At 74.3% G+C, this 19,873-nt stretch carries 17 protein-coding genes, 1 tRNA gene and 1 pseudogene; 8 read left to right on the plus strand and 11 right to left on the minus strand.

Features of this window, described 5'->3' with window-relative positions; translation table 11 throughout:
- Nucleotides 1-616: pseudogene (locus KIK08_RS08515) on the minus strand (hypothetical protein); the annotation flags it as partial.
- Between the two features lie 118 nt (nucleotides 617-734).
- Between KIK08_RS08515 and KIK08_RS08520 the strand changes: the two are divergent.
- Nucleotides 735-1,334: a M48 metallopeptidase family protein gene (locus KIK08_RS08520; protein WP_214402479.1), complete on the plus strand. Its 600-nt coding sequence runs from the start codon at nucleotides 735-737 to the stop codon at nucleotides 1,332-1,334.
- A gap of 16 nt (nucleotides 1,335-1,350) precedes the next feature.
- Here the strand turns inward: KIK08_RS08520 and KIK08_RS08525 are convergent, their stop codons facing one another.
- Entirely contained in the window at nucleotides 1,351-2,748 is a 1,398-nt protein-coding gene (locus KIK08_RS08525) for a zinc-dependent metalloprotease (RefSeq protein ID WP_214402480.1), read from the minus strand.
- 108 nt (nucleotides 2,749-2,856) lie between these two features.
- On the opposite strand from KIK08_RS08525, the gene KIK08_RS08530 reads away from it, so the two are divergent.
- From KIK08_RS08530 to KIK08_RS08540, 3 genes are all read left to right on the plus strand, one after another.
- The gene (locus tag KIK08_RS08530) at nucleotides 2,857-3,873 is read left to right on the plus strand and encodes a YlbL family protein (RefSeq protein ID WP_308257496.1); all 1,017 of its coding nucleotides are present in this window, start codon (nucleotides 2,857-2,859) and stop codon (nucleotides 3,871-3,873) included.
- Nucleotides 3,874-4,075: 202 nt separating this feature from the next.
- Complete coding sequence (locus tag KIK08_RS08535; RefSeq protein WP_250556588.1) at nucleotides 4,076-7,033, plus strand: UPF0182 family protein; 2,958 nt, start codon at nucleotides 4,076-4,078, stop codon at nucleotides 7,031-7,033.
- A gap of 153 nt (nucleotides 7,034-7,186) precedes the next feature.
- A tRNA-Met gene (locus tag KIK08_RS08540) sits at nucleotides 7,187-7,260 on the plus strand.
- An 89-nt stretch (nucleotides 7,261-7,349) separates the two neighbouring features.
- On the opposite strand, the gene KIK08_RS08545 is transcribed toward KIK08_RS08540, so the two are convergent.
- Together KIK08_RS08545 and KIK08_RS08550 are read right to left on the minus strand one after the other, a co-directional pair.
- Nucleotides 7,350-7,994 (minus strand): class I SAM-dependent methyltransferase, encoded by a 645-nt coding sequence (locus KIK08_RS08545; RefSeq protein WP_214402482.1) that lies wholly within the window; start codon nucleotides 7,992-7,994, stop codon nucleotides 7,350-7,352.
- 43 nt (nucleotides 7,995-8,037) lie between these two features.
- Nucleotides 8,038-9,054 carry an alpha/beta fold hydrolase gene (locus KIK08_RS08550; RefSeq protein WP_308257497.1) on the minus strand — a complete coding sequence of 339 codons (1,017 nt, stop codon included), beginning with the start codon at nucleotides 9,052-9,054 and terminating at the stop codon, nucleotides 8,038-8,040.
- A gap of 278 nt (nucleotides 9,055-9,332) precedes the next feature.
- Here KIK08_RS08550 and KIK08_RS08555 point away from each other — a divergent pair, with 278 nt between their 5' ends.
- Entirely contained in the window at nucleotides 9,333-10,079 is a 747-nt protein-coding gene (locus tag KIK08_RS08555; protein WP_214402483.1) for an alpha/beta fold hydrolase, read from the plus strand.
- Here the strand turns inward: KIK08_RS08555 and KIK08_RS08560 are convergent.
- The 4 genes from KIK08_RS08560 to KIK08_RS08575 form a co-directional block, all read right to left on the minus strand.
- Nucleotides 10,076-12,085 (minus strand): acyltransferase family protein, encoded by a 2,010-nt coding sequence (locus KIK08_RS08560; RefSeq protein WP_214402484.1) that lies wholly within the window; start codon nucleotides 12,083-12,085, stop codon nucleotides 10,076-10,078. The two genes, KIK08_RS08555 and KIK08_RS08560, sit on opposite strands and share 4 nt — an antisense overlap.
- Nucleotides 12,086-12,190: 105 nt before the next feature.
- Entirely contained in the window at nucleotides 12,191-12,907 is a 717-nt protein-coding gene (locus KIK08_RS08565; protein WP_214402485.1) for a transglycosylase SLT domain-containing protein, read from the minus strand.
- A 361-nt stretch (nucleotides 12,908-13,268) separates the two neighbouring features.
- On the minus strand, nucleotides 13,269-14,351 hold the full coding sequence (locus KIK08_RS08570) for an S-adenosylmethionine:tRNA ribosyltransferase-isomerase (RefSeq protein WP_308257498.1): 1,083 nt from the start codon (nucleotides 14,349-14,351) through the stop codon (nucleotides 13,269-13,271).
- Nucleotides 14,348-15,037: an SDR family NAD(P)-dependent oxidoreductase gene (locus KIK08_RS08575; RefSeq protein WP_214402486.1), complete on the minus strand. Its 690-nt coding sequence runs from the start codon at nucleotides 15,035-15,037 to the stop codon at nucleotides 14,348-14,350. The genes KIK08_RS08570 and KIK08_RS08575 overlap by 4 nt, the downstream gene beginning before the upstream one ends.
- 61 nt (nucleotides 15,038-15,098) lie before the next feature.
- Between KIK08_RS08575 and soxR the strand changes: the two genes are divergently transcribed.
- Nucleotides 15,099-15,569, plus strand: coding sequence for a redox-sensitive transcriptional activator SoxR (gene soxR / locus KIK08_RS08580; RefSeq protein WP_214402487.1), 471 nt, complete (start codon nucleotides 15,099-15,101; stop codon nucleotides 15,567-15,569).
- A gap of 483 nt (nucleotides 15,570-16,052) precedes the next feature.
- Here the strand turns inward: soxR and KIK08_RS08585 are convergent, their stop codons facing one another.
- A complete protein-coding gene (locus tag KIK08_RS08585) occupies nucleotides 16,053-17,177 on the minus strand; it encodes a polysaccharide pyruvyl transferase family protein (RefSeq protein WP_214402488.1) in 1,125 nt (374 codons plus the stop codon).
- Nucleotides 17,178-17,550: 373 nt separating this feature from the next.
- Between KIK08_RS08585 and KIK08_RS08590 the strand changes: the two genes are divergently transcribed.
- Together KIK08_RS08590 and KIK08_RS08595 are read left to right on the plus strand one after the other, a co-directional pair.
- Nucleotides 17,551-18,330 carry a hypothetical protein gene (locus KIK08_RS08590; RefSeq protein WP_214402489.1) on the plus strand — a complete coding sequence of 260 codons (780 nt, stop codon included), beginning with the start codon at nucleotides 17,551-17,553 and terminating at the stop codon, nucleotides 18,328-18,330.
- A 16-nt stretch (nucleotides 18,331-18,346) separates the two neighbouring features.
- Entirely contained in the window at nucleotides 18,347-19,120 is a 774-nt protein-coding gene (locus tag KIK08_RS08595; RefSeq protein ID WP_214402490.1) for a tyrosine-protein phosphatase, read from the plus strand.
- A gap of 10 nt (nucleotides 19,121-19,130) precedes the next feature.
- Here the strand turns inward: KIK08_RS08595 and KIK08_RS08600 are convergent, their stop codons facing one another.
- On the minus strand, nucleotides 19,131-19,523 hold the full coding sequence (locus KIK08_RS08600; protein ID WP_214402491.1) for a hypothetical protein: 393 nt from the start codon (nucleotides 19,521-19,523) through the stop codon (nucleotides 19,131-19,133).
- A 112-nt stretch (nucleotides 19,524-19,635) separates the two neighbouring features.
- A complete protein-coding gene (locus KIK08_RS08605; RefSeq protein WP_214402492.1) occupies nucleotides 19,636-19,863 on the minus strand; it encodes a ribbon-helix-helix domain-containing protein in 228 nt (75 codons plus the stop codon).
- Between the last annotated feature and the right edge of the window lie 10 nt (nucleotides 19,864-19,873).

The raw sequence follows: 19,873 nt of genomic DNA on the forward strand, positions 1-19,873 counted from the left end.
GGGCGAACCGCGCGGGCGCCGGGCCGCTGACCGTCCTCGGCGCCGCGGCGGCGATCGCGTCGGCGAGCGCCCGCGCCCTCGGCCGTCCGCGGTCGGCCTCGACCAGCCCGGTGCGCAGGTCGGCCGTCGTCACCGCGCCGGTGGTGCGCAGGTGCACGGTGCCGATCCCGGCCGTGGCCAGCCCCAACGCGACCCCGACGGCCAGCGGCCCGGCCCCGTCGACCAGGACGCAGGCCTGGCGGCGGTGCTCGCCGCGGCGGCGCAGCGCCGTCGCGTCCACGACGACGCCGGCCTCGTGCAGTCGCGAGAGCAGGTCGAGCGCGTCGGACCGGCGGGCGCCGCGGGCGACGGCCCGCTCGACCAGCTCGTCGCGCCCCGACGGGGTGGCGAGGTCGTCGACCAGGGCGGCGAGCCCGGCGGGCAGGCCCTCCACGACGACCGCGGCCCCCGGGTCGAGGCCGACGAACCGCTCCTCGGGTCCGGTGCGGAACACCCGCCGGTGCGGGCGCAGACCCAGCACAGCGGGCAGGCCGGCGGCGGTGGGCGCGGCGTCGGGGACCGCGGGCGGCGTGGTCGCGGTGGCGGTCGTCCCGGTGGTCACAGCGGTATCGGTCATGGCGCCGATGGTGCCCCCCGCCGCCGACCGGTGCACCCGGCTATCCACAGGCCCACAGGGCCTGTGGACAACTGCCGCGTCCGCCGCGGCGCCGACCGCGCCCGACTAGTCTGGGGTGATGGCGCAGCCCGCGGTCGTCGAGGTCCGCCGCAGTGACCGCCGTCGGCGGATGGTCAGCGCCCGGCGCGAGGGCGACACCGTGATCGTCTTCATCCCGGGCTGGATGAGCGACTCGGAGGAGCGCCGCTGGGTCGACGAGATGGTGCGCAGGCTCGAACGCAGCGAGGCCCGCCGCCGCTCACCCGCCCGCAAGGGCGACGAGGAGCTGAAGCGGCGCAGCGTCGAGCTGTCCCGCCGCTACCTGGACGGGCGCGCTGTGCCGACCACCGTGCGGTGGGTCCCCCCGATGCGTACGCGCTGGGCGTCCTGCACACCCGTGGACGGCACGATCCGCATCAGCGAACGCCTGCGCGACGTGCCCGGCTGGGTCGTCGACTACGTGCTCGTGCACGAGCTCGCCCACCTGCTCGAGTCCGGCCACGACGAGGCGTTCTGGGCCTGGGTGCACCGCTACCCGCGCGCCGAGCGTGCGATCGGGTACCTGGAGGGGCTGTCGGCCGCGGCCGGGCTCGGCCTGGTCGGCGTCGACGACGAGCGGCCCACCGACGACGACGCGGACCCGGTGGTCGGCGCGGAGCCGGCCGCCGAGACCGCCTGAGCCGGCGCCGGCCCGGTCAGCCCTTGGCGCCGGGGTCCTCCGGGTCCTCGGGAGCGTCCTGACCGGCCAGCTTCTCCAGCTCGGCGATCGGGTCGCCGATCTCCTTGCGGGCCACGAAGGCGGCCGGGTCGTCCAGGTCGTCGGCCGTCGGGACCAGGTCGGGGTGGGCCCACAGCGCGTCGCGCCCGGAGATGCCGCGCTGCTCGCCGAGCAGTCGCCACAGCTCGGAGGCGGCCCGCAGCCGGCGCGGGCGCAGCTCCAGCCCGACCACCGTGGCGAAGGTCTGCTCGGCCGGGCCGCCCGAGGCCCGCCGGCGGCGCAGCGTCTCGCGCAGCGCCTCGGCGCCGGGGAGCCGCTCGCCCACGGCCTCGGCGACGACCGCGTCGACCCAGCCCTCGATCAGCGCGAGCAGCGTCTCCAGCCGGGCCAGCGCGGCCTGCTGCTCCGGGGTGGTCTGCGGCTCGAACAGGCCGGACTGCATGGCCTCCTCGATGGCGGCCGGGTTGGCGGGGTCGATGCCGCGGGTGAGCTCCTCGATGCGCGAGGTGTCGACCTGGATGCCGCTGGCGTAGGCCTCGACCGCGCCCAGCAGGCGCTCGGTGAGCCACGGAACGTGCGCGAACAGCCGCTGGTGGGCGGCCTCGCGGGCGGCCAGGAAGATCATGACCTCGCTGGCGGGGCGGTCGAGGTCCTTGGTGAACTTCTCGATGTTCTCCGGCAGTAGGGCGGCCGTCCTGGCCGGCCCCACCGGGATGCCGATCTCGGTCGAGGTGAGCACCTCGGCGCCGAGCTGGGCCAGGCCGTTGCCGAGCTGGCTGCCGAAGGCGAGCCCGCCCATCTGCCCCAGCATGGCCAGCATCGGGCCCGCGGCGTTGCGCACCTCCTCGGGCATGGCCTCGACCCAGGCCCCGGACATCCGGCGGGCGACCGGGTCGCACAGCCGCTTCCAGGTGGGCATGCTCGCGGTGACCCACTCGGTGGCCGCCCAGGCCTTCGTCTCGGTGGCCCCGGCCGGGAACTCGGTGACCGGGTCGAGCCACAGCTCGGCGAGCTTGACCGCGTCGCTGACCGCGGCCCGCTGCGAGCCGGTCAGCGACGAGGTGGTGGCCGCGAGCCGCTGGCGGGCAAGCTGCGCGGCCAGGTCGTAGTTGACCGGGCCGCCGTCGCCGGAGCTCTGGGCCTGGCTGAGCATCTGGCCGAGCTGGGTGAGCATCTGACCGAGCTGGCTCACGTCGAAACCGCCCGCGCCACCCGGGCCCCCCGGCATGCCGGGGATCCCGCCGGGCGGCATGCCAGGCAGGTTGCCCAAGCCGAACGGGTCGTTCGGGCCGTCGTCGCGGCGCTCCCGGTCGTCGTCGCGGTCGCGGTCCTTGTCGCGGTCGGCGGGTCCGAAGCCGAACGGGGTGTCACCCATGGGTTCACGGTACGCGGGTGGCGCGCGCCCCGCGTTCGCCCTCGGCGTGCGGATGCGCAGCGCCTGGCCACACGCCGGGCGGACGCCGCGTGGTCATAGGCTCGCGGCGTGAACCGCAGCACGTGGAACATCGCCGCCGCCGCCCTGCTCGCGGTGGTGCTCGGCGTGCTGGGCGGCACCCTGCCCGTGCCGTTGGTGGCGCTCGGGCCGGGACCGACCTACAACACCCTCGACACCGTCGACGACGTGCCGGTGATCCGAGTCGACGGCCTGTCGACCTACCCGACGTCCGGCCACCTCAACATGACCACGATCGCGGTGTCCGACCAGCTGACGATGTTCGGCGCGCTCGGCGCGTGGGCGTCGGGATACCGGCAGGTCGTGCCGCGCAGCACCATCTACCCGCCGGAGAAGTCCGACGCCCAGGTCCAGGAGGACAACTCGGCCCAGTTCGCGGCCTCGGAGGCCAACGCCGAGGTCGCCGCGCTGGCGCAGCTGAGCGTGCCCACCCGCGTCGTGGTCGGCGAGCTGACGGAGAACTCGCCCGCCGGGCCGTCCCTGCAGGTGGGCGACGAGCTGCTGTCGGTGGCCGGCAAGGCGGTCGACTCGCCGGTCGCGGTGGCCGAGGCGCTCCTCGACACCGTCCCCGGGCAGGCGATCCCGGTGATCTACCGGCGGGCGGGCCAGGAGGGCAGCGCCGAGGTCGTGCTGGGGTCCAGCCCGGATCGCCCGCAGGGCCTGCTGGGCGTGCGCCCGGGCATCGAGCCGCTGGGCGGCGACATCACGATCAGCCTCGGCGACGTCGGCGGGCCCTCGGCCGGGCTGATGTTCGCGCTGGCGGTGGTGGACAAGCTGACGCCGGGCGAGATCACCGGCGGGAAGTTCGTCGCCGGCACCGGCACCATCACCCCGGACGGGCAGGTCGGCCCCATCGGCGGGATCCCGTTCAAGATGGTCGCCGCGGCCGAGGCGGGCGCCGAGGTCTTCCTGGTGCCGGCCGGCAACTGCGAGGAGGCGGTCTCGACCGCGCCCTCCGCCCTGCAGCTGGCCAGGGTGGCCACCCTGGCCGACGGCATCGCCGCCCTGGACGCCCTGCGCGAGGGCCGGCCGATCGCTTCCTGCTGAGGCCGCCCGCCACACGACGCGGAACCGCAACGATCCGGACATTCGGGGCCCCAACGGGAACTCCACAGCTCATCCGTAGAGTTGGGTGGGCAGGGCGTGCCGTCGGGCCGGCTGCCAGGGGTGATCCGGAAGGGTCGCCGCGCGCGGGCCGGCGCGGCCGCCCGGCGCCCGAGACCCGAATTCAGGAGCGTGCCCTGTGGCCATGCGGCCCCCGGTGGGAGCCCCCACGCTGACCCGCCGTACCCGGATCCTGCTGATCGTCGCGGGCATCCTGGTGCTGCTGCTGCTCGGTGGTTCCCGCCTCATCAGCTTCTACGTCGACTGGCTGTGGTTCGGCGAGGTCGGCTTCCGCGACGTCTTCACGACCGTCCTGTTCACCCACATCGTGCTGTTCCTGATCGGCGGGCTGCTGATCGGCGGGTTGGTGGCGCTGTCGCTGGCCATCGCCTACCGGTCGCGGCCGGTGTTCGTGCCGGTGTCGGGCCCGGAGGACCCGATCGCCCGCTACCGCACCGTGATCATCCAGCGGCTGCGGCTGTTCGGCATCGGCATCCCGGTGCTGGTCGGCGTCATCGCGGGGGTGGCCGCCCAGGGCAACTGGGAGACCGTGCAGATGTTCCTGAACTCGACGCCGTTCGGGGTCACCGACCCCGAGTTCGGCATCGACATCGGGTTCTACGCGTTCCAGCTGCCGTTCTACCGCTACGTGCTCGACTGGCTGTTCGTCGGCATCGCGGTGAGCTTCGTGGTCGCGCTCATCGCGCAGTACATCTTCGGCGGCATCCGGCTCACCGGCCGCGCGGGCCAGGTCTCGGCCGCCGCGCGCGCCCAGCTGGCCGTCCTGGCCGGGGTGTTCGTCCTGCTCAAGGCAGTGGCCTACTACCTCGACCGCTACGAGCTGCTCTACAGCGACCGGGCCCAGCCCATCTTCACCGGCGCCACCTACACCGACCTCAACGCGGTCATGCCGGCGAAGCTGATCATGCTGTTCATCTCGATCATCTGCGCGGCGGCCTTCTTCGCCGCCGTGTTCCGCCGCAACCTGCAGCTGCCGGCCATCGCGACGGTGCTGCTGGTGCTGTCCAGCGTCCTGGTCGGGGCGGCGTGGCCGCAGGTGCTGCAGCAGTTCGTGGTCGCGCCGAACGCCAACGAGCGCGAGGCCGTGCCGATCGAGCGCAACATCGCCGCCACCCGGGAGGCCTTCGGCATCGACGAGGTCAAGCAGGTGGACTACAGCGGCACCTCGGAGGTCGACGCGGCCCAGGTCCGCCAGGACAAGGCCACCGTCTCCAACATCCGGCTGCTCGACCCGGCCAAGATCTCCCAGACGTTCACCCAGCTCCAGCAGCGGCGGACGTTCTACGGCTTCCCGTCCAACCTCGACATCGACCGCTACGAGGTCGACGGCGAGCTGCAGGACTACGTGGTCGCGCTGCGCGAGCTCGACAGCACCGGTCTGGCCGGCAACCAGCAGGACTGGATCAACCGGCGGCTGGTCTACACCCACGGCAACGGCATCGTGGTGGCCCCGGCCAACCAGGTGAACGCGGTGCTGGAGGACAGCGGCGGCCAGGGCGGCCTGCCCAACTTCACCAGCATCGACCTGTCCAACCACGAGTCGCCGTCGATCCCCGAGCCGCTGCGCGTCACCGAGCCGCGGGTCTACTACGGCGAGCTCATCGAGGGCTACTCCATCGTCGGTGGCGAGCCGGGTGGGGCGCCCATGGAGTACGACTCCGACACGGAGCGCTCCACCTACACCGGCCAGGGCGGCGTGTCGGTCGGCAACGTCTTCAACCGGATGGTCTTCGCCCTGCTCTACGGCGAGCGGAACATCCTGTTCAACGGCTCGATCAACGAGAACTCGAAGATCATGTACGTGCGCGACCCGGAGGAGCGGGTCAAGAACGTCGCGCCGTGGCTCACCACCGACGCCGACCCGTACCCGGCGGTCGTGGACGGGCGGATCACCTGGATCGTCGACGGCTACACGACCCTGGAGAACTACCCGTACAGCCAGAAGATCTCCCTCGGCGAGGCGACCGCCGACACCCTGGGGCAGAACCAGCTCGACGCCAACAAGGACGTCAGCTACGTGCGCAACTCGGTGAAGGCCACCGTCGACGCCTACGACGGCACCGTGAAGCTGTTCGCGTTCGACGAGTCCGACCCGGTGCTGCAGACCTGGATGAAGGCGTTCCCGGGTACGGTCGAGCCGACCGCGGCGATCAGCCCGAGCCTGCGTGAGCACCTGCGCTACCCGGAGGACCTGTTCAAGGTCCAGCGCGAGCTGCTGTCGAAGTACCACGTCGACAACCCCAGCGAGTTCTACGGCGGCGTGTCCTTCTGGGACGTGCCCTCCGACCCGACGGTGCAGGCGCCCAACACCAGCGGCACCGGCGACGCCCAGCCGCCGTACTACATCGTGGCCGGCAGCCCCGACGGGCAGAACCCGGACACGGCGACGTTCCAGCTGACCAGCGCGCTGGTCTTCCAGCAGCGCCAGTTCCTCTCGGCGTACATGTCGGTCAGCTCGGATCCGGACACCTACGGCGAGATGACCGTGCTGCAGCTACCCCCGGACACGACGACGTTCGGTCCACAGCAGGTGCAGACGAGGTTCCTGGGCGCGCCGGAGGTCAGTGAGCAGCTCAACATCCTGCAGCGCAACCAGACCACGATCGAGTACGGCAACCTGCTCACCCTCCCGGTGGCCGGCGGCCTGCTCTACGTCGAACCGGTCTACATCGAACGCGCGAACCAGGAGTCCAGCTACCCGCAGCTGGCCCGGGTGCTGGTGAGCTACAACGGCCGGGTCGGCTACGACGCCAACCTCGCCGACGCGCTCGACGAGGTCTTCGGCCCCGGCGCAGGCGCCGACACGACGTCCGTCCCGGGCGCCGAGACGCCGACCACACCGACGACACCGCCGGCCGGGAGCCCGACGGCACCGTCACCGGGTGCGCAGAGCCCCGACGTGGCCGCCGCGGCCCAGGCCATCCAGACGGCCATCACCAACCTGAAGACGGCCCAGACGGCCGGCGACTTCGCCGGTCAGGGCGCCGCGCTGCAGGCGCTGGACACCGCCGTCCAGCAGTTCCAGGCCGCCCAGGCGGCCGCCGGCGCCGCGACGCCGCCCCCGGCCCAACCCGGCGGCTGACGCCCCGACCGCCCGGCTCCCCGCCAGGGGAGCCGGGCGGTCCCGCGGGGGACCCCCCCTGCGCGGGAGCGTTTCCGGGGGGTGTACTGTCGTAGACACAGCAGGACAGCAACACAACAGCAAGACCGGTGAGACACAACAGAATCACCACGGCGCGGGGTGGAGCAGCTCGGTAGCTCGCTGGGCTCATAACCCAGAGGTCGTAGGTTCGAATCCTACCCCCGCTACGAACGACGAAGGCCCCTGACCAGCACGGTCAGGGGCCTTCGTCCTGCCCGGGTAGCGATTGCGGCCGATCGGATGATTACGCCCGTGGTCAGGCGTGCGCGATGCCGGCGATCTGGGTGTTGAAGGTGATGAACGGGGAGTGCAGGCGGTAGGGCTCGACGTCGAGGCGGGCGAAGCCGGCGTCGCGCAGCGCGCCGGCCAGGTCCCGTTCGCACGAGCAGCCCTCGAAGGTCCACGCCCACGGCCGGCGCAGCGCCCGTTGGAGGGCGCGGGTGGGGGTGCCGGCGGGGGCGGCGACGTGTTCGACGAAGCGGTAGGTGCCGCCCGGGCGGAGGATGCGGCGGATCTCGGCGAGGACCGCGGCGGGGTCGGTCACGGTGCAGAGCACGAGCGAGGAGATCACCGCGTCGACGCTGTGGTCGGGGAGGCCGGTGTGCTCGGCGACCCGGTCGCGGAGGTCGAGGTGGACGCCGCGGCGGTCGGCGGCGGCGCTCAGTTGCCTGTGCATGTGGGGGTTGGGCTCCACGGCGACCAGCGTCGACCCCGGCGCCAGGTGGCGGAGGTTGGCGCCCACCCCGGAGCCGATCTCGACGACGGTCGGGGGCAGGTCGGCGAACACGCGCCGTTTGTGGCGGCGCACGCTCCACTCGATGTAGGGGCCCATCACGCGGAAGAACGCGGCGTTGAAGGGGCCGCGCGCGCTGTGCACCTCGAAGTCGGTCGTTGCTGTCATACGCGCACTCTCCGCCGGCCCTGAGGGCGTGTCAGGCGTGGAACTACCCCAGTTCGCGCCGGGCGCCGTACCAGGCGGCGATCTGGGCGCGGGAGCGGAAGCCGAGGCGCAGCCGGATCCGTTCGACGTGGCCCTCGGCCGAGCGCTCGTCGATGCCCAGGCGCGCCGCGATCTCCCGGTTCGTGCACCCCTGGCTCACCAGGTCCGCCACCTCGTGCTGGCGGGCGGTCAGCCCGTCGGTGCGGCGGCGGGCGACGGGGAGGCCGAGGAAGCGGCGGACCACGGCCACCAGCTCGTCGCGGTCGCCCGCGTAGGGGATGTGCGAGCGGCCGGGCAGCAGGGTCAGCCGGGCGCCGTCGATGCCGGCGGTGAGGGCCTCGGCCTGGGCGACGGGCGCAGCGCGGTCGCCGGTGCGGTGCACCACCAGCGTCGGGGCCCGCACCCGGGCGAGCTGGTCGGTGACGTCGAGCTGGTAGCTGAGTGCCAGCAGCGCACGGGCGGTCGCGGCGGTCGAGCAGGCGCGCTGGTAGCGGGCGAGCTCGGCGCGCGTCGCGCGGTCGGCATCGGGGGCGAAGATGTCGGTCAGCACGTCGGAGCCCAGACCCCAGTGCGACTCGACCAGCCCCAGGACGTGGTTCCGCACGGCGGGCGGGGACAGCTCGTCGCCGCGCGCCCAGCCGCCGTAGAGCACCAGGCGCCGGACGTTGCCGGGGTGTGCCGCGGCGTACGCGGCGGCAACCGGGGCGCCCATCGAGGTGCCCATCAGGTCGAAGGGTTCGTCCAGCACGGCGGTGATCGCGGCCAGTTGTTCGAGCTCGAACTCCAGGGACGCCGGGCGGTCCACCGCAGGCGACAGGCCGCACCCGGCGCGGTCGTAGCGCACGAGCCGACAACCCCGCGCCAGCGCCTCGTAGAGCGCCCGCTCGGCGGGCAGCTCCCAGCCCAGCCGCAGGTGCGTGAGCCAGCCCATCACGTACACCAACGGCCGGCCCGCGCCGACCGAGGCGTACGCCACGGCGGTGCCGTCGGCCAGCACCACGTGGTCGAGCCGCTGCTGCACCCCGCGATTGTCGCCGATCCGCGACCGGCTCAGCGTCCGACGCGTCCGGTCACGGGCGGTCGGGGCGGTAGCCGCCGACCCCGGTAGTCGAGCAGGACGAGGCGGGAGAGGCTGCGGACCAGGGACCGGCTCCCGATCGTGCGCATGGGCTTCCACCTCGCCTTCCGTCGGACACCGGTACGTCGAACGGCCGACGGCGCGGATCGGCGCCCGGACCCGTCCGGATCCGAGTGGTTCCGGTCCTGGGCGTGGCGGTCCCGGCGGGCCAGGATGGGCCCATGACCGCAGTGTTCGTGCACGGCAACCCGGAGACGTCGGCAGTCTGGGGGCCGCTGCTCACCGAGCTCGGGCGCACCGACGTCGTGCTGCTGTCGCCGCCGGGCTTCGGCGCCCCGCTGCCCGACGGCTTCGGCGCCACGGTCGGCGAGTACCGCGACTGGCTGGTCGGCGAGGTCGAGGCGCTGGGCGAGCCGGTGCACCTGGTCGGGCACGACTGGGGCGGCGGGCACGTGGTCAACCTGGCGATGACCCGTCCCGACCTGCTGCGCAGCTGGGTGACCGACATCATCGGCGTGTTCGACCCCGACTACGTCTGGCACCCGCTCGCGCAGATCTGGCAGCGGCCCGGCGAGGGGGAGGAACTGGTCGAGCGGATGATCGGCGGCCCGGCGGACGAGCGCGCCGAGCGACTCGTGGGGCGGGGGATCACGCGTCCGGTCGCGGACCTGCTCGTGGCCGGCCAGACCGCGGACATGGGGCGGGCGATCCTGGCGCTGTACCGGTCGGCGGCGCAGCCGGTCATGGCCGAGCTCGGCCGCGACCTGCCGGCCGCCGCGGCCCGTCCCGGGCTGTGCCTGCTGGCCACCGCCGACGACATGGTCGGCACCGACGAGCAGCGCAGGCGCTCGGCGGTGCTGGCCGGCGCCCGCGTGGAGGTCCTCGACGGCCTCGGGCACTGGTGGATGGTCGAGGACCCGGCCCGCGGCGCGCGGGTCCTGCGTGACTTCTGGGACGAGGTCGGTTAGACCCCGCCCAGCGCCGCCACGATCTGCTCCTCCAGCAGCCCCGACATCGAGGTCGTGTAGCTGGCGGTGAGGTGGTTGTCGTCGAGGTAGACCAGCACGTTGCCGATCACGGCCGGGCAGCGCGCGGCGTCGCAGACGGCGTCGGCGATGTCGAGGAACGACACGTTCGCCGGCACGTCGTCCAGCTGCGCGTACGGCGGGACGGCCGCGTAGACGGCTTCCCGGTCGGCACCGCAGTCGGCGCCGTCGGTCTGCACGCAGTCGGGCACGGAGTAGTCGAAGCGGGGGTTGTCGCGCACGGCCAGCACCGGGATGCCCAGGTCGTCGAGCTGGCGCCAGCGCTCGACGAAGCCGGGCGGGGTCTGCTCGGTGAGCCCGGCGCGGACGTCCCGGCTGGCCAGGGTGACCACCGCGTCCGGGTTGAGCTCGGCGATCTCGGCGGCGGCGGCCTCGCCCCAGTTGAGGCAGTCGAGCTCGTCGGGCACGACCTCGGAGACGGTGGAGAAGGGGCAGGCGCCGCGCACGATCGCGGTCACCTGCCAGTTGCGCTGCTGGGCCACCGGGAGCAGGGCGCCGGTGAGCTGCTGGACGTGCGAGTCGCCGACCACGACGATCCGCCGCTCCGGCTCGCCCTCGACCGGCTGCGTGCAGCGGTCCATCGGGAACTGCGCCAGTGGAGCGCAGTCCCAGTACTCGATGCGGACCCAGTCCTCGTAGACGGTGACGGGGGCGGGCAGCAGCGGGGCGGGCGAGGCGTCGGCGCCGACCAGGGCGAGCGCGCCGGGGTGGAAGGCGTCGCCGACGGCGCCCGGCTGCTGGGCGCGTTCGGCCAGGGCCACCTGCCAGCCGCCGGCGACGAGCAGGACGGCGACGAGCCCGGCCGCGGCGAAGCGGCGACCGGCCGCGGGCACGCCCTTGGCTCCGGCCAGCACCGGCTTCTCGACGAGGTGGTAGGTGAGCACCGCCAGCACCAGTGACAGGGCGATGATCGCCGTCCCGCCGAGCGCGCCGACCTCCTCGCGGTCGCGGGTGACCAGGTAGAGCACCAGCAGCGGCCAGTGCCACAGGTAGAGCGCGAAGGAGATGTCGCCGAGGTAGCGCATCGGGCGGGCCGAGAGCAGCCGGTCGGCGCCCAGGGGCGAGCCGCTGTGGCCGGCCAGCAGCACGAGCCCGGCGCACACGGTCGGCCAGAGCGCGGCGTAGCCGGGGAACATCGAGCCGACGTTCAGCACGATCCCGCACAGCAGCAGCCCGACGACGCCGATCCAGCCCATCGCGACCCGGACCGCGCGGGAGAGCACGACCCGGTCGATCCACAGCGCCAGCAGCCCGCCGAGCGCGAACTCCCAGAGCCGGGTCAGCGTGTCGAAGTAGGCGAGCACCTGGTCGGAGTCGGTCAGCGCGACCGAGTAGCTCAGCGAGGCGACGAACACGCCGAGGACGGTCAGGGTCAGCCGGCCGTGCAGGCGGTGCGGCTGGGCCCGCACGGTCAGCAGGACCAGCGCGATGAGCAGCGGCCAGGCCACGAAGAACTGCACCTGCACCGACAGCGACCAGAAGTGCTGCACGACGCTGGCGATGTTGTTGCGCGCCCCGTAGTCGACGGCGTCGGCGGCGAGCTGCCAGTTCTGCACGAACAGCGCCGAGGCCAGCAGCTCGCGGATCGTCTGGCCCCACCGCCCCTCGGGCAGCAGCGTGGCGCCCGCGAGCCCCACCGACAGCAGCACGACCAGCGCGGCCGGGCCGATCCGCAGGACCGTGCGGCCCCAGCGGCGCCGCACGTGCAGCGCTCCGCCCTCCGCGGCCCGGACCAGCTGCGCGGTCAGCAGGAACCCGGAGACCAGGAAGAACACGTCGACGCCGCCGGAGACCCGGTTCAGCCAGACGTGGTAGACGACCACCAGCGCGACGGCGAGCCCGCGCAGGCCCTGCAGCTCAGGGCGGTAGCGGCGCTCGCTCGCGCGATGGGTGGCGGTCGTCGTGGAGCCGTTCAGCGGTGCGTTCATGCGTCCTTCCGGCCGGACGAGGGGGACCCGGCCAGGACAGGTTAGGAACGCGGAGGTCTCGATGCGGTGACGGGGTGCGCTCGATCAGTGCGCGGTCGATTCGGCTCAGTACCCGGTGTAGCCGCCGGAGGCGTTGGTCCGGCCGCCCTTCTCCAGGGTGTCCACACCGTAACGGTCGATCATGTAGTTGACGCCGGCGGTGATGTTGGCGACCGGGTCGGTGATCGGGCGGTCGGCCAGGCTCGGATCGACGTAGTGGTCGAACGTCGAGGGGATCGTCTGCATGAGGCCCTGCGACGGCGTGCCGGCGCGGGCGTTGCTGTCCCAGTTGTTGATCGCCCGCGGGTTGCCGCCGGACTCCTTCATGATGACGTTCTTCACACCGGGCGCGAGGTCCTGCGGGAGGTCGAGGATGTCGAGCGCCTCGGCGATCCAGCCGTCGACGCCACCCTCGGCGATGATCCGGTCGAGGCGGGCCTGCTCCTCGCGCTCGGCCTGCTCGCGGGCCAGCTGCTCGGCGAGCTGCTGGGCCAGGTCGGCGCCCTTGCCCAGCCGGGCCAGGTGCTCGTCGGCGGCGCTGAAGCCGTCCGACTCGCCGATCTCGTAGACGACCGGGGCCAGCGAGCCGATGGTGGTCGGGCCCGGCTCGGCGGCGTCGACGACCGGCGCGATCAACGCCGCGCTGCTGGCCGCGAGCGCGGCGTTCAGCTTGGGGGCCTCGTCGGCGTTGGCCTGCGGGGCGACGTCCTCGGCGAAGGTCGGGACGAACGCGCTGAACGTGCCGGTGGCGACCGCGCCGACCGCGGCGGCGGTGGCCAGCACGCTGGTGCGGAGGGTCGGGCCCTTCGGGCCCGAGGCGCGGGCGATCAGCTGGGTGGCCGGGATGGAACCCGACCCATGCGCACGCCGACCACGGGGGGAGCGGTGACCTGACACGGACCTGCCTTCCAGCGCTGGGGAGCGATCCGATCACTGCGCCACCGGTTCGGGGGGACCGGACGAGCCGCGCGGAGTGGGGGAGCGGCGGCTCGTTGCGCATGTGATCGGATCGTGACGCCTGTCGAGAACCTTATGAGGATCGTCGAGCGTTGGACAAGGTCCACAGGCGCCTGTGGGCGCTGGTGGGCGGCCGTTCACCGGGTCCGCCGCCGCCGACGGCGCCCGGCGACGGCGGGATCAGCGGTCAGCCGGCGCGCCGAACGGGGATCCGCCCGGCGAGCAGCAGGCAGGAGTCGCCGAACTCGTGCCAGAGGTAGCCGCGCCCGACGGCGGCGGCGTAGGCCCGGTCCACCAGTTCCGCCCCGGCGACGGCCTGCAGCAGCAGCAGGTGCGAGGCCTGCGGTTCGTGCCAGCCGGTGACCAGTCCGTCGACCACGCGGGCCGGGCGGTCGGGTCCGAGGACGAGGTCGGTCCACCCGGAGCCCGGGCGGACCCGGCCCTCGGCGTCGGTGGCGGTCTCCAGGGCGCGGGTGGCGGTGGTGCCGACGGCGACGATCCGCCCGCCCGCGGCCCGTGCGGCGTGGACGGCGACCGCGGTGCCGGCGGGCACCGCGTACCGCTCGGGCAGGGGCAGCTCCCCGGCCTCCAGCGACGAGACCCCGGTGTGCAGCACGACCCGGGCGACGCCGACGCCGCGGGCGCGCAGGCCGTCGAGCACGTCCTTGCTGACCGGCCGCCCGGCGCTGGGCATCTCGGCGCTGGCGAAGTCGCCGTCGGGCTCGGCGTGCACCGTCCGGTACGCCGGCAGCGGCGGGTGCCCGACGAGGTAGGGGTAGCGGATGGGGCGGCCGACGGTGCGCAGGTAGGCGGGCAGCGGCGCGGTGGTGTCGAACTCGGCCAGCCACAGCCGGCTGCCCTCGACGGGCGCCGGGTCGGGATGGGCGGTCCGCAGGTGGGCGGCTGCGCCGCCCGGCAGGGCGATGCGGTCTCCGACTCGCCCGTCCGGGACCCGTTCGCCGCGCTCGGTGCGCAGCTCGACCACCCAGCCGCGGCCGTCGCGGGCCGGCCCGGAGACGTGCACGGTGACCGGGCGGCCGTCCTCGCGGGTGCCGTCGACGGCGGCGGGTTCGGTGTCGGAGGTGTTGACCACGAGCAGGTCGCCGGGGCGCAGCGTCGAGGGCAGGTCGCGGAAGCGCAGGTGGCGCAACGGCCGTCCGGCTTCGGCGACCATCAGCCGGACCCCGTCGCGGGCCAGGCCGCGCTCCTCCGGCGGGCCGGTGGCCGACAGCTCCGCCGGCACGCGCGGCAGCGCCGTCCCCGCCGTCACGCGGGCTCCCCGGCGGCGAGGTCGACGGACCTGTGGCGACCGCTGTCGGGCCGTTCGGCGAGCAGCCGCAGCAGTGCCGGGACCACGGTCTCCGGCTCGGGCCGGTCGGAGATGTCCTCGCCGGGGAAGGCCCGCTGGTGCATGTCGGTGCGCATGTCGCCGGGGTCGAAGGCGTAGACGCGCAGGTCGGGCTCCTCCACCCCGAGCACGGCGGCCAGCTGGTCGAGCGCGGCCTTGGCGCTGCCGTAGCCGCCCCAGCCCGGGTAGGCCTCCACCGCGGCGTCCGAGCTGAGGGTGACGACGGTGCCGCGGTTCGCCCGCAACGCCGGTAGGGCGAGCTGGGTCAGTGCGAGCGGGGCCAGCACGGTCGTCTCCAGGACCGCGCGCAGGGCGTCGAGCGGGTAGTGCGCCAGTGCGGGCAGCGGCGACGGGCCGAGCTCGCCCGCGTTGTGCACGAGCAGGTCGAGCCGGTCGCCGGCGGCCGCGACGAGCTCGGCCCGGAAGCCGGGGTCGGTGACGTCGCCGGCGAGCGCGAGGACGCCGGGGAGGCCGTCGGTGGCCGCGCGCAGGCGGGCCGGGTCGCGGCCGCAGGCGACGACGGTGCGGTCGGCGCCGGCGATGGCGGCGGTCAGCGCGCGACCGAAGCCGCGGCCGGCTCCGGTGACGATGGCGGTGTGCGGTGTCATGGTCGTACAGTGCGACCTGAAGTCAGCTTCAGGTCAAGGCGACCGGACGAGGGGGAACGGGATGGATGCGCACGACCTGCTGACCATCGGCGAGGTGGTGCGGCGCAGCGGCTTCCCGGCCTCGGCGCTGCGCTACTACGAGCGGGAGGGCCTGCTGAGCACGACCCGGACGTCGGGCGGGCAGCGCCGCTACGAGCGCTCGGTGCTGCGCAGGCTGGCGTTCATCCGGGCGGCGCGCACGATCGGGGTGGGCCTGGACGAGGTGCGCGACGCGCTCGCGCGGCTCCCGGACGGGCGCACGCCCAACAAGGCCGACTGGACGCGGCTGTCGCGGGCCTGGCGCGGGCGGCTCGACGAGCAGATCGCGGCGCTGGAGGCGATGCGCGACGGGCTGGACTCGTGCATCGGCTGCGGCTGCCTGTCGCTGCAGCGGTGCAAGCTGTCCAACCCGGAGGACTGGATCGCCAGCCGCGGGCCCGGGGCGCAGATCTTCCCGCCGCTGCTGCGCCGCGCTCCGACCGACGGCCCCTAACCCGGCGGGCGGGCGATCAGGGCGGATTGGACGAGAGCCGCGCTCGTGCGGCCGGCCGCGGCGGGGGAGGGGTCCTCGCAGGGCTGGCGTGGTCTCGCAGCGCCAGCGGGCGACGTCGCAGCGCTGGCTGGGTCGTCGCAGCCCGCCGGCGGGCTGCGACCACAACCCTCGTGCTGCGAGGGCGCCGTAGCACCCCACCCCAGTGCTCCCCTGCCGTCGCGTCGGCGCGCACGGCGCAGCGCAGGGGGTGCGCTACGCGCGCCCCGGGCTCGCGCCTGCGGCGCTCACCCACAGCACCCGCTCCGCGGGCACGCCGCACGAGGGTGGCTTTCGTCCAGCCTGGCCGCACGAGAGTGACTCTCGTCCAACTCGGCGGCGTCGCCAAGGACGAGCAGCGCCGAGCGAGAGTGGCTTCGTCCGACCTGGTCGCACGAGCGCGGCTCTCGTCCGATCCCGCCGGTACGCGTGCTCGACGGGGGTGTGTCAGGAAGACAGCAGGCGGGGGCGGGCGGACCAGCGGGCCGGCAGGGTGCGGTCGACCCAGGCGTGCAGGTCCTCGATGGGCGGGCGGGTGCTGATGGAGGACTGCTCGTGCTCGGCCAGGAACGCGGTGGTGCGCTCCTCCCAGCCCACGCCGAGGCACGGCACGCCGGCCGCCACGGCGAAGATCAGCGCGTGCAGTCGCAGGCCGAACAGCGCGTCGGACTCGGCGACCACGGCCTTGGCCAGCGCCGGGGGCAGCTGCGGGCCGAGCACGGGCACCCGGCGGCCCAGCCGCTCGCCCAGCTCGGTGATCAGCACCTCGTCGCGGCGGGGCAGGCCGAGGCCGTAGTCGGCGTGCGTGCTGATGGCCAGGCCGGCCACCGCGCCGCCGCGGTCGATCCAGCGCCGGGCCAGCGACTCGGCCGCGTCCTGCAGGCAGTCGACCAGGATCGGGTTGGGCAGCGCCTTCGGGGCGACCAGCAGCAGCGGCACGGCCGGGTCGACGCCGGCGGCGCTCAGCGCGCGGCGGGCGTCGGCGCTCGGGGCCGGGGTCAGGCCCATGGCCAGGTCGCCGACGACCGGGGCGACGATCTCGTCGCCGAGGGTGGCGGCCGAGACCTCGTCGCGGACGGTGATGCGCCCGGGCTTGCGCACCGAGCGGCGCAGCAGGTCGAGCACGCGCTCGGGGGTGCCGGGGTAGACGCCGATGGCGACGTAGGTGATGTCGCGGCCGCGCGCCGTCGCGGCCCAGACGATCGCCGGCAGCGCCTTGACCAGCGGGGAGGCGCCGGTGCCGAACAGCCCGCCGCCCACCACGGCGATCCCGTCGCACCACTTGAGCGCCTTGACGAAGGCGACGCCCTCCATGGCCACGGCGGCGACCTTGTGCAGGGCCTCCACCATGCGCGGGTTGCGCGAGACGACCTTGATCTCGGTGTCCTCGGGCAGCTCCTGCAGCGTGCGGGCGAGCATGGCCTCGTCGCCGGTGTTGCCGTTGCCGAAGTTGCCGATGATGAGCACCCGCGTCGGCCGTGGCGTGACCGCGTCGCGGTTGTCCTCGGCGGCGTGCCGCCGACCGAGGTCGGCGAGCTGCTGGCGGATCAGGCTGGAGCGGGGGTCCGTCATCGAGATCCTCGGGTTCGGCGGGCAACTCTCCATGATCGGCGGCCGGACTGCGGTGGGGAGGTGGCCGCCGTTCACGGGCAGCCTACGGGGTGGGCGCGGGCCGTTCGACAGCGCGTTGCGGGGTGCGGGCCGGGCCGGGGCAAGATCGGCTGTCGGATCCCGTGGGGCGGCTGCACGCGCACGTGGTGCTGATCTGGGTGCCGCACGGCGCGGACGCCTGAACGTCAGCGGACGACGGAGCCCGGACAGGGCAATTTTCCGGAGGAGCACGTACAGCCGAATGGTCTAGGAGCTGGTGTGTCGGGCCGTTCACCGGCGGTGATGCCCAGATCCGCGGCCCCTCCGTCCGCTGTACGACCCGTACGATCGGCCGGTGATCGACACGCTTGCCGGGCGCCCCGCCCGACCCGGTCGCGCGGGCGTCGCGCCGACGGCCGTCCCCGCACCGGCGCGCGATCCCCGGCGGGCGTTCGCCGGGGCCGCGCTCGTCCTGCTGGCACTGGGTGTGTCCGCGTGCAGCAGCGAAGTCGCCGGGCGGGCCGACGCCGCCACGGCCCCCGCGCCCGCCACGTCCGCCCCGCGAACGCCTGCGGCCGAGCCGACGGCGTCGGCCCCGTCGACCGCGCCGACACTCGCCGAGGCCGCCGAGGGGCTGCGCCCGTTCCTGCTGGTACCCGCCGAGATCGGGCCGGGGTTCACGCAGGGCGAGGAGCCGAAGCCCGATCCGCAGGCCCCCGCGTTCTGCGGCGGCCCGGGGGTCGTCGCGCAGTTCCCGGCCGCGGTGCGCGTCGGGGCGGGCTTCACCGGGCCCACCGAGGGGATGTTCGTCCAGCAGACGGTGAGCGTCTACGGCGACGCCGCGACCGCCCAGGCCGCCTTCCTGGCCAACGAGCAGGGGCTGGCCTGCAGCCAGGGCGAGGCGTCCGGCTCGCCGGTGGTGATCACCCCCGCCGAGGACCTCGCCGTCGACGTGCCGGCGGACGAGTCGACCGGCTGGCAGATCGGCGGTCAGGGCTTCGACCTCATCCTGATCGCCGTGCGCTCCGGTGAACTCGTCGTGAACTTCGCGTTCGTCGCCCCGGAAGGGCGGTCGGCGGACCTGCCCGATCCGTTGGCGATCTCACGTGCGGGGGTCGAGAAACTCGCCGGTTGAGAATTACCGTGGCCGGGTGGACACCTCCGTGGACCGATGGCTCACCTTCGAGGGACTCGACAACGTCCGGGACGTCGGCGGCCTGCCGGTGCGCGGCGGCGGGCGCACCCGCAGCGGCGTGCTGCTGCGCAGCGCGGCGCTGCGCGCCGTCACCGCGACCGACGTCACCAGGCTCGTCGACGACTTCGGCCTGCGGCTGGTCCTCGACCTGCGCAGCCCCCGCGAGACCGAGGCCGACGGGCCGAGCCCCGTGGCGCGCGCCGGCGTGGAGACGCTGGAGCTGAACTTCATCGGCGCCAGCCGGGAGATCCTGCCCGAGGCGGGCGACACCACCGACCCGGTCCTGCGCAACTACCTGGGTTACCTGGCCGACCACCCGGCGAACGTGGCCGAGGGCGTGCGCAGGCTGGCCGCCGAGGACGCCGGTCCCACCCTCGTGCACTGCGCGGCCGGCAAGGACCGCACCGGTGTGCTGGTCGCGATGGTGCTCGACGCCGTCGGCGTCGAGCGGGAGGCGGTGGTCGAGGACTACGTGCTCTCGGCCACGCAGGTCGAGGCGATCTTCCGGCGGCGCGCCGAGGTCCTCGGCGAGCCCGTGCCCGACGACATCGACGTGCACAAGCCCCGCGCCGAGGTGATGGTCGCCGTGCTCGACCACCTGGACGCCGAGTACTCGCGGGTGCCCGGCGGCGTCGGCGCGGACGGCGGCGCGGCGGGCTGGCTGCGCGCCAACGGGTTGTCCGACGCCGACCTGGAGCGCCTGCGCGAGCACCTGGTCGCCCCGTCCTGATCGCGAGGCGTCAGGGCAGCTCTTCGATGGTGACGCTGGTGTCGAGCTTGCGCAGCGAGCCCGGCTCGCCGGTCACCGCGGGCCAGCCCCGACGCCGGGCGCTGGCCGCGACCTGGCCGGGCACGATGTCGTCGAGCCCGGAGGCGGCCAGCAGCAGCCCGGACTCCAGGGCGGCGGCCGGGTCGAGTTCGTCGATCACGGTGATGGGCAGGTCGAGCAGCACCTGCAGGGCGGCGTGGTGCTCCGGGCCGAGCAGCGCCCATGCGCGGCCGAGCGCCGCGCTGGGCACGGCCAGGATGATGTTCTCCTCGACGGCGGCCCAGACCAGCGCGCGGACGTAGACGGGACGGCCGGTGGCGAAGGCCTCGAGCGCGGTGACGTCGAGGACGCGGCCGCCGATCACCGGGCCGCCCGGTCGCCGCGGACGGGGGCGGCGGGGACGGCAGCGACGGTGAGGGTGAGAGCGGTGCTGGTGAGAGCGGTGCTGGTGCGGCGCGGGCCGGGTGCGGCCGCCATCAGACGGCGGTCGCCAGCGTCCGGCGGGCCTGGGCCAGCTGCTCGGGCGGTGGCGGCCCGCCGTACAGGTCGGCCAGCACCGCGAGCGAGCGCTCCCGCTCCTGGCGGGCGGCCAGCGCCTCGGAGATGTAGGCCGAGACGCTGGCCGCGGTGCCCCGGTGCACGGCGCGGCGGGCCTCGGCGACCAGGTCGGCCGGCAGGCTCACCGTGATCCGCTCGGTGCGCATGCCGGCAGAG

The organism is Pseudonocardia lacus, from assembly GCF_018531445.1.
GTDB lineage: Bacteria > Actinomycetota > Actinomycetes > Mycobacteriales > Pseudonocardiaceae > Pseudonocardia > Pseudonocardia lacus.

What these genes read in the sequence shown, in the direction of transcription:
- KIK08_RS08585 (WP_214402488.1), bottom strand. Translation starts at nt 17,177, where the DNA reads ATGACGGACCCCCGCTCCAGCCTGATCCGCCAGCAGCTCGCCGACCTC.
- KIK08_RS08520 (WP_214402479.1), top strand. Translation starts at nt 735, where the DNA reads ATGGCGCAGCCCGCGGTCGTCGAGGTCCGCCGCAGTGACCGCCGTCGG.
- KIK08_RS08575 (WP_214402486.1), bottom strand. Translation starts at nt 15,037, where the DNA reads ATGACACCGCACACCGCCATCGTCACCGGAGCCGGCCGCGGCTTCGGT.
- KIK08_RS08535 (WP_250556588.1), top strand. Translation starts at nt 4,076, where the DNA reads ATGCGGCCCCCGGTGGGAGCCCCCACGCTGACCCGCCGTACCCGGATC.
- KIK08_RS08605 (WP_214402492.1), bottom strand. Translation starts at nt 19,863, where the DNA reads ATGCGCACCGAGCGGATCACGGTGAGCCTGCCGGCCGACCTGGTCGCC.
- KIK08_RS08525 (WP_214402480.1), bottom strand. Translation starts at nt 2,748, where the DNA reads ATGGGTGACACCCCGTTCGGCTTCGGACCCGCCGACCGCGACAAGGAC.
- soxR (WP_214402487.1), top strand. Translation starts at nt 15,099, where the DNA reads ATGGATGCGCACGACCTGCTGACCATCGGCGAGGTGGTGCGGCGCAGC.
- KIK08_RS08560 (WP_214402484.1), bottom strand. Translation starts at nt 12,085, where the DNA reads ATGAACGCACCGCTGAACGGCTCCACGACGACCGCCACCCATCGCGCG.
- KIK08_RS08545 (WP_214402482.1), bottom strand. Translation starts at nt 7,994, where the DNA reads ATGACAGCAACGACCGACTTCGAGGTGCACAGCGCGCGCGGCCCCTTC.
- KIK08_RS08555 (WP_214402483.1), top strand. Translation starts at nt 9,333, where the DNA reads ATGACCGCAGTGTTCGTGCACGGCAACCCGGAGACGTCGGCAGTCTGG.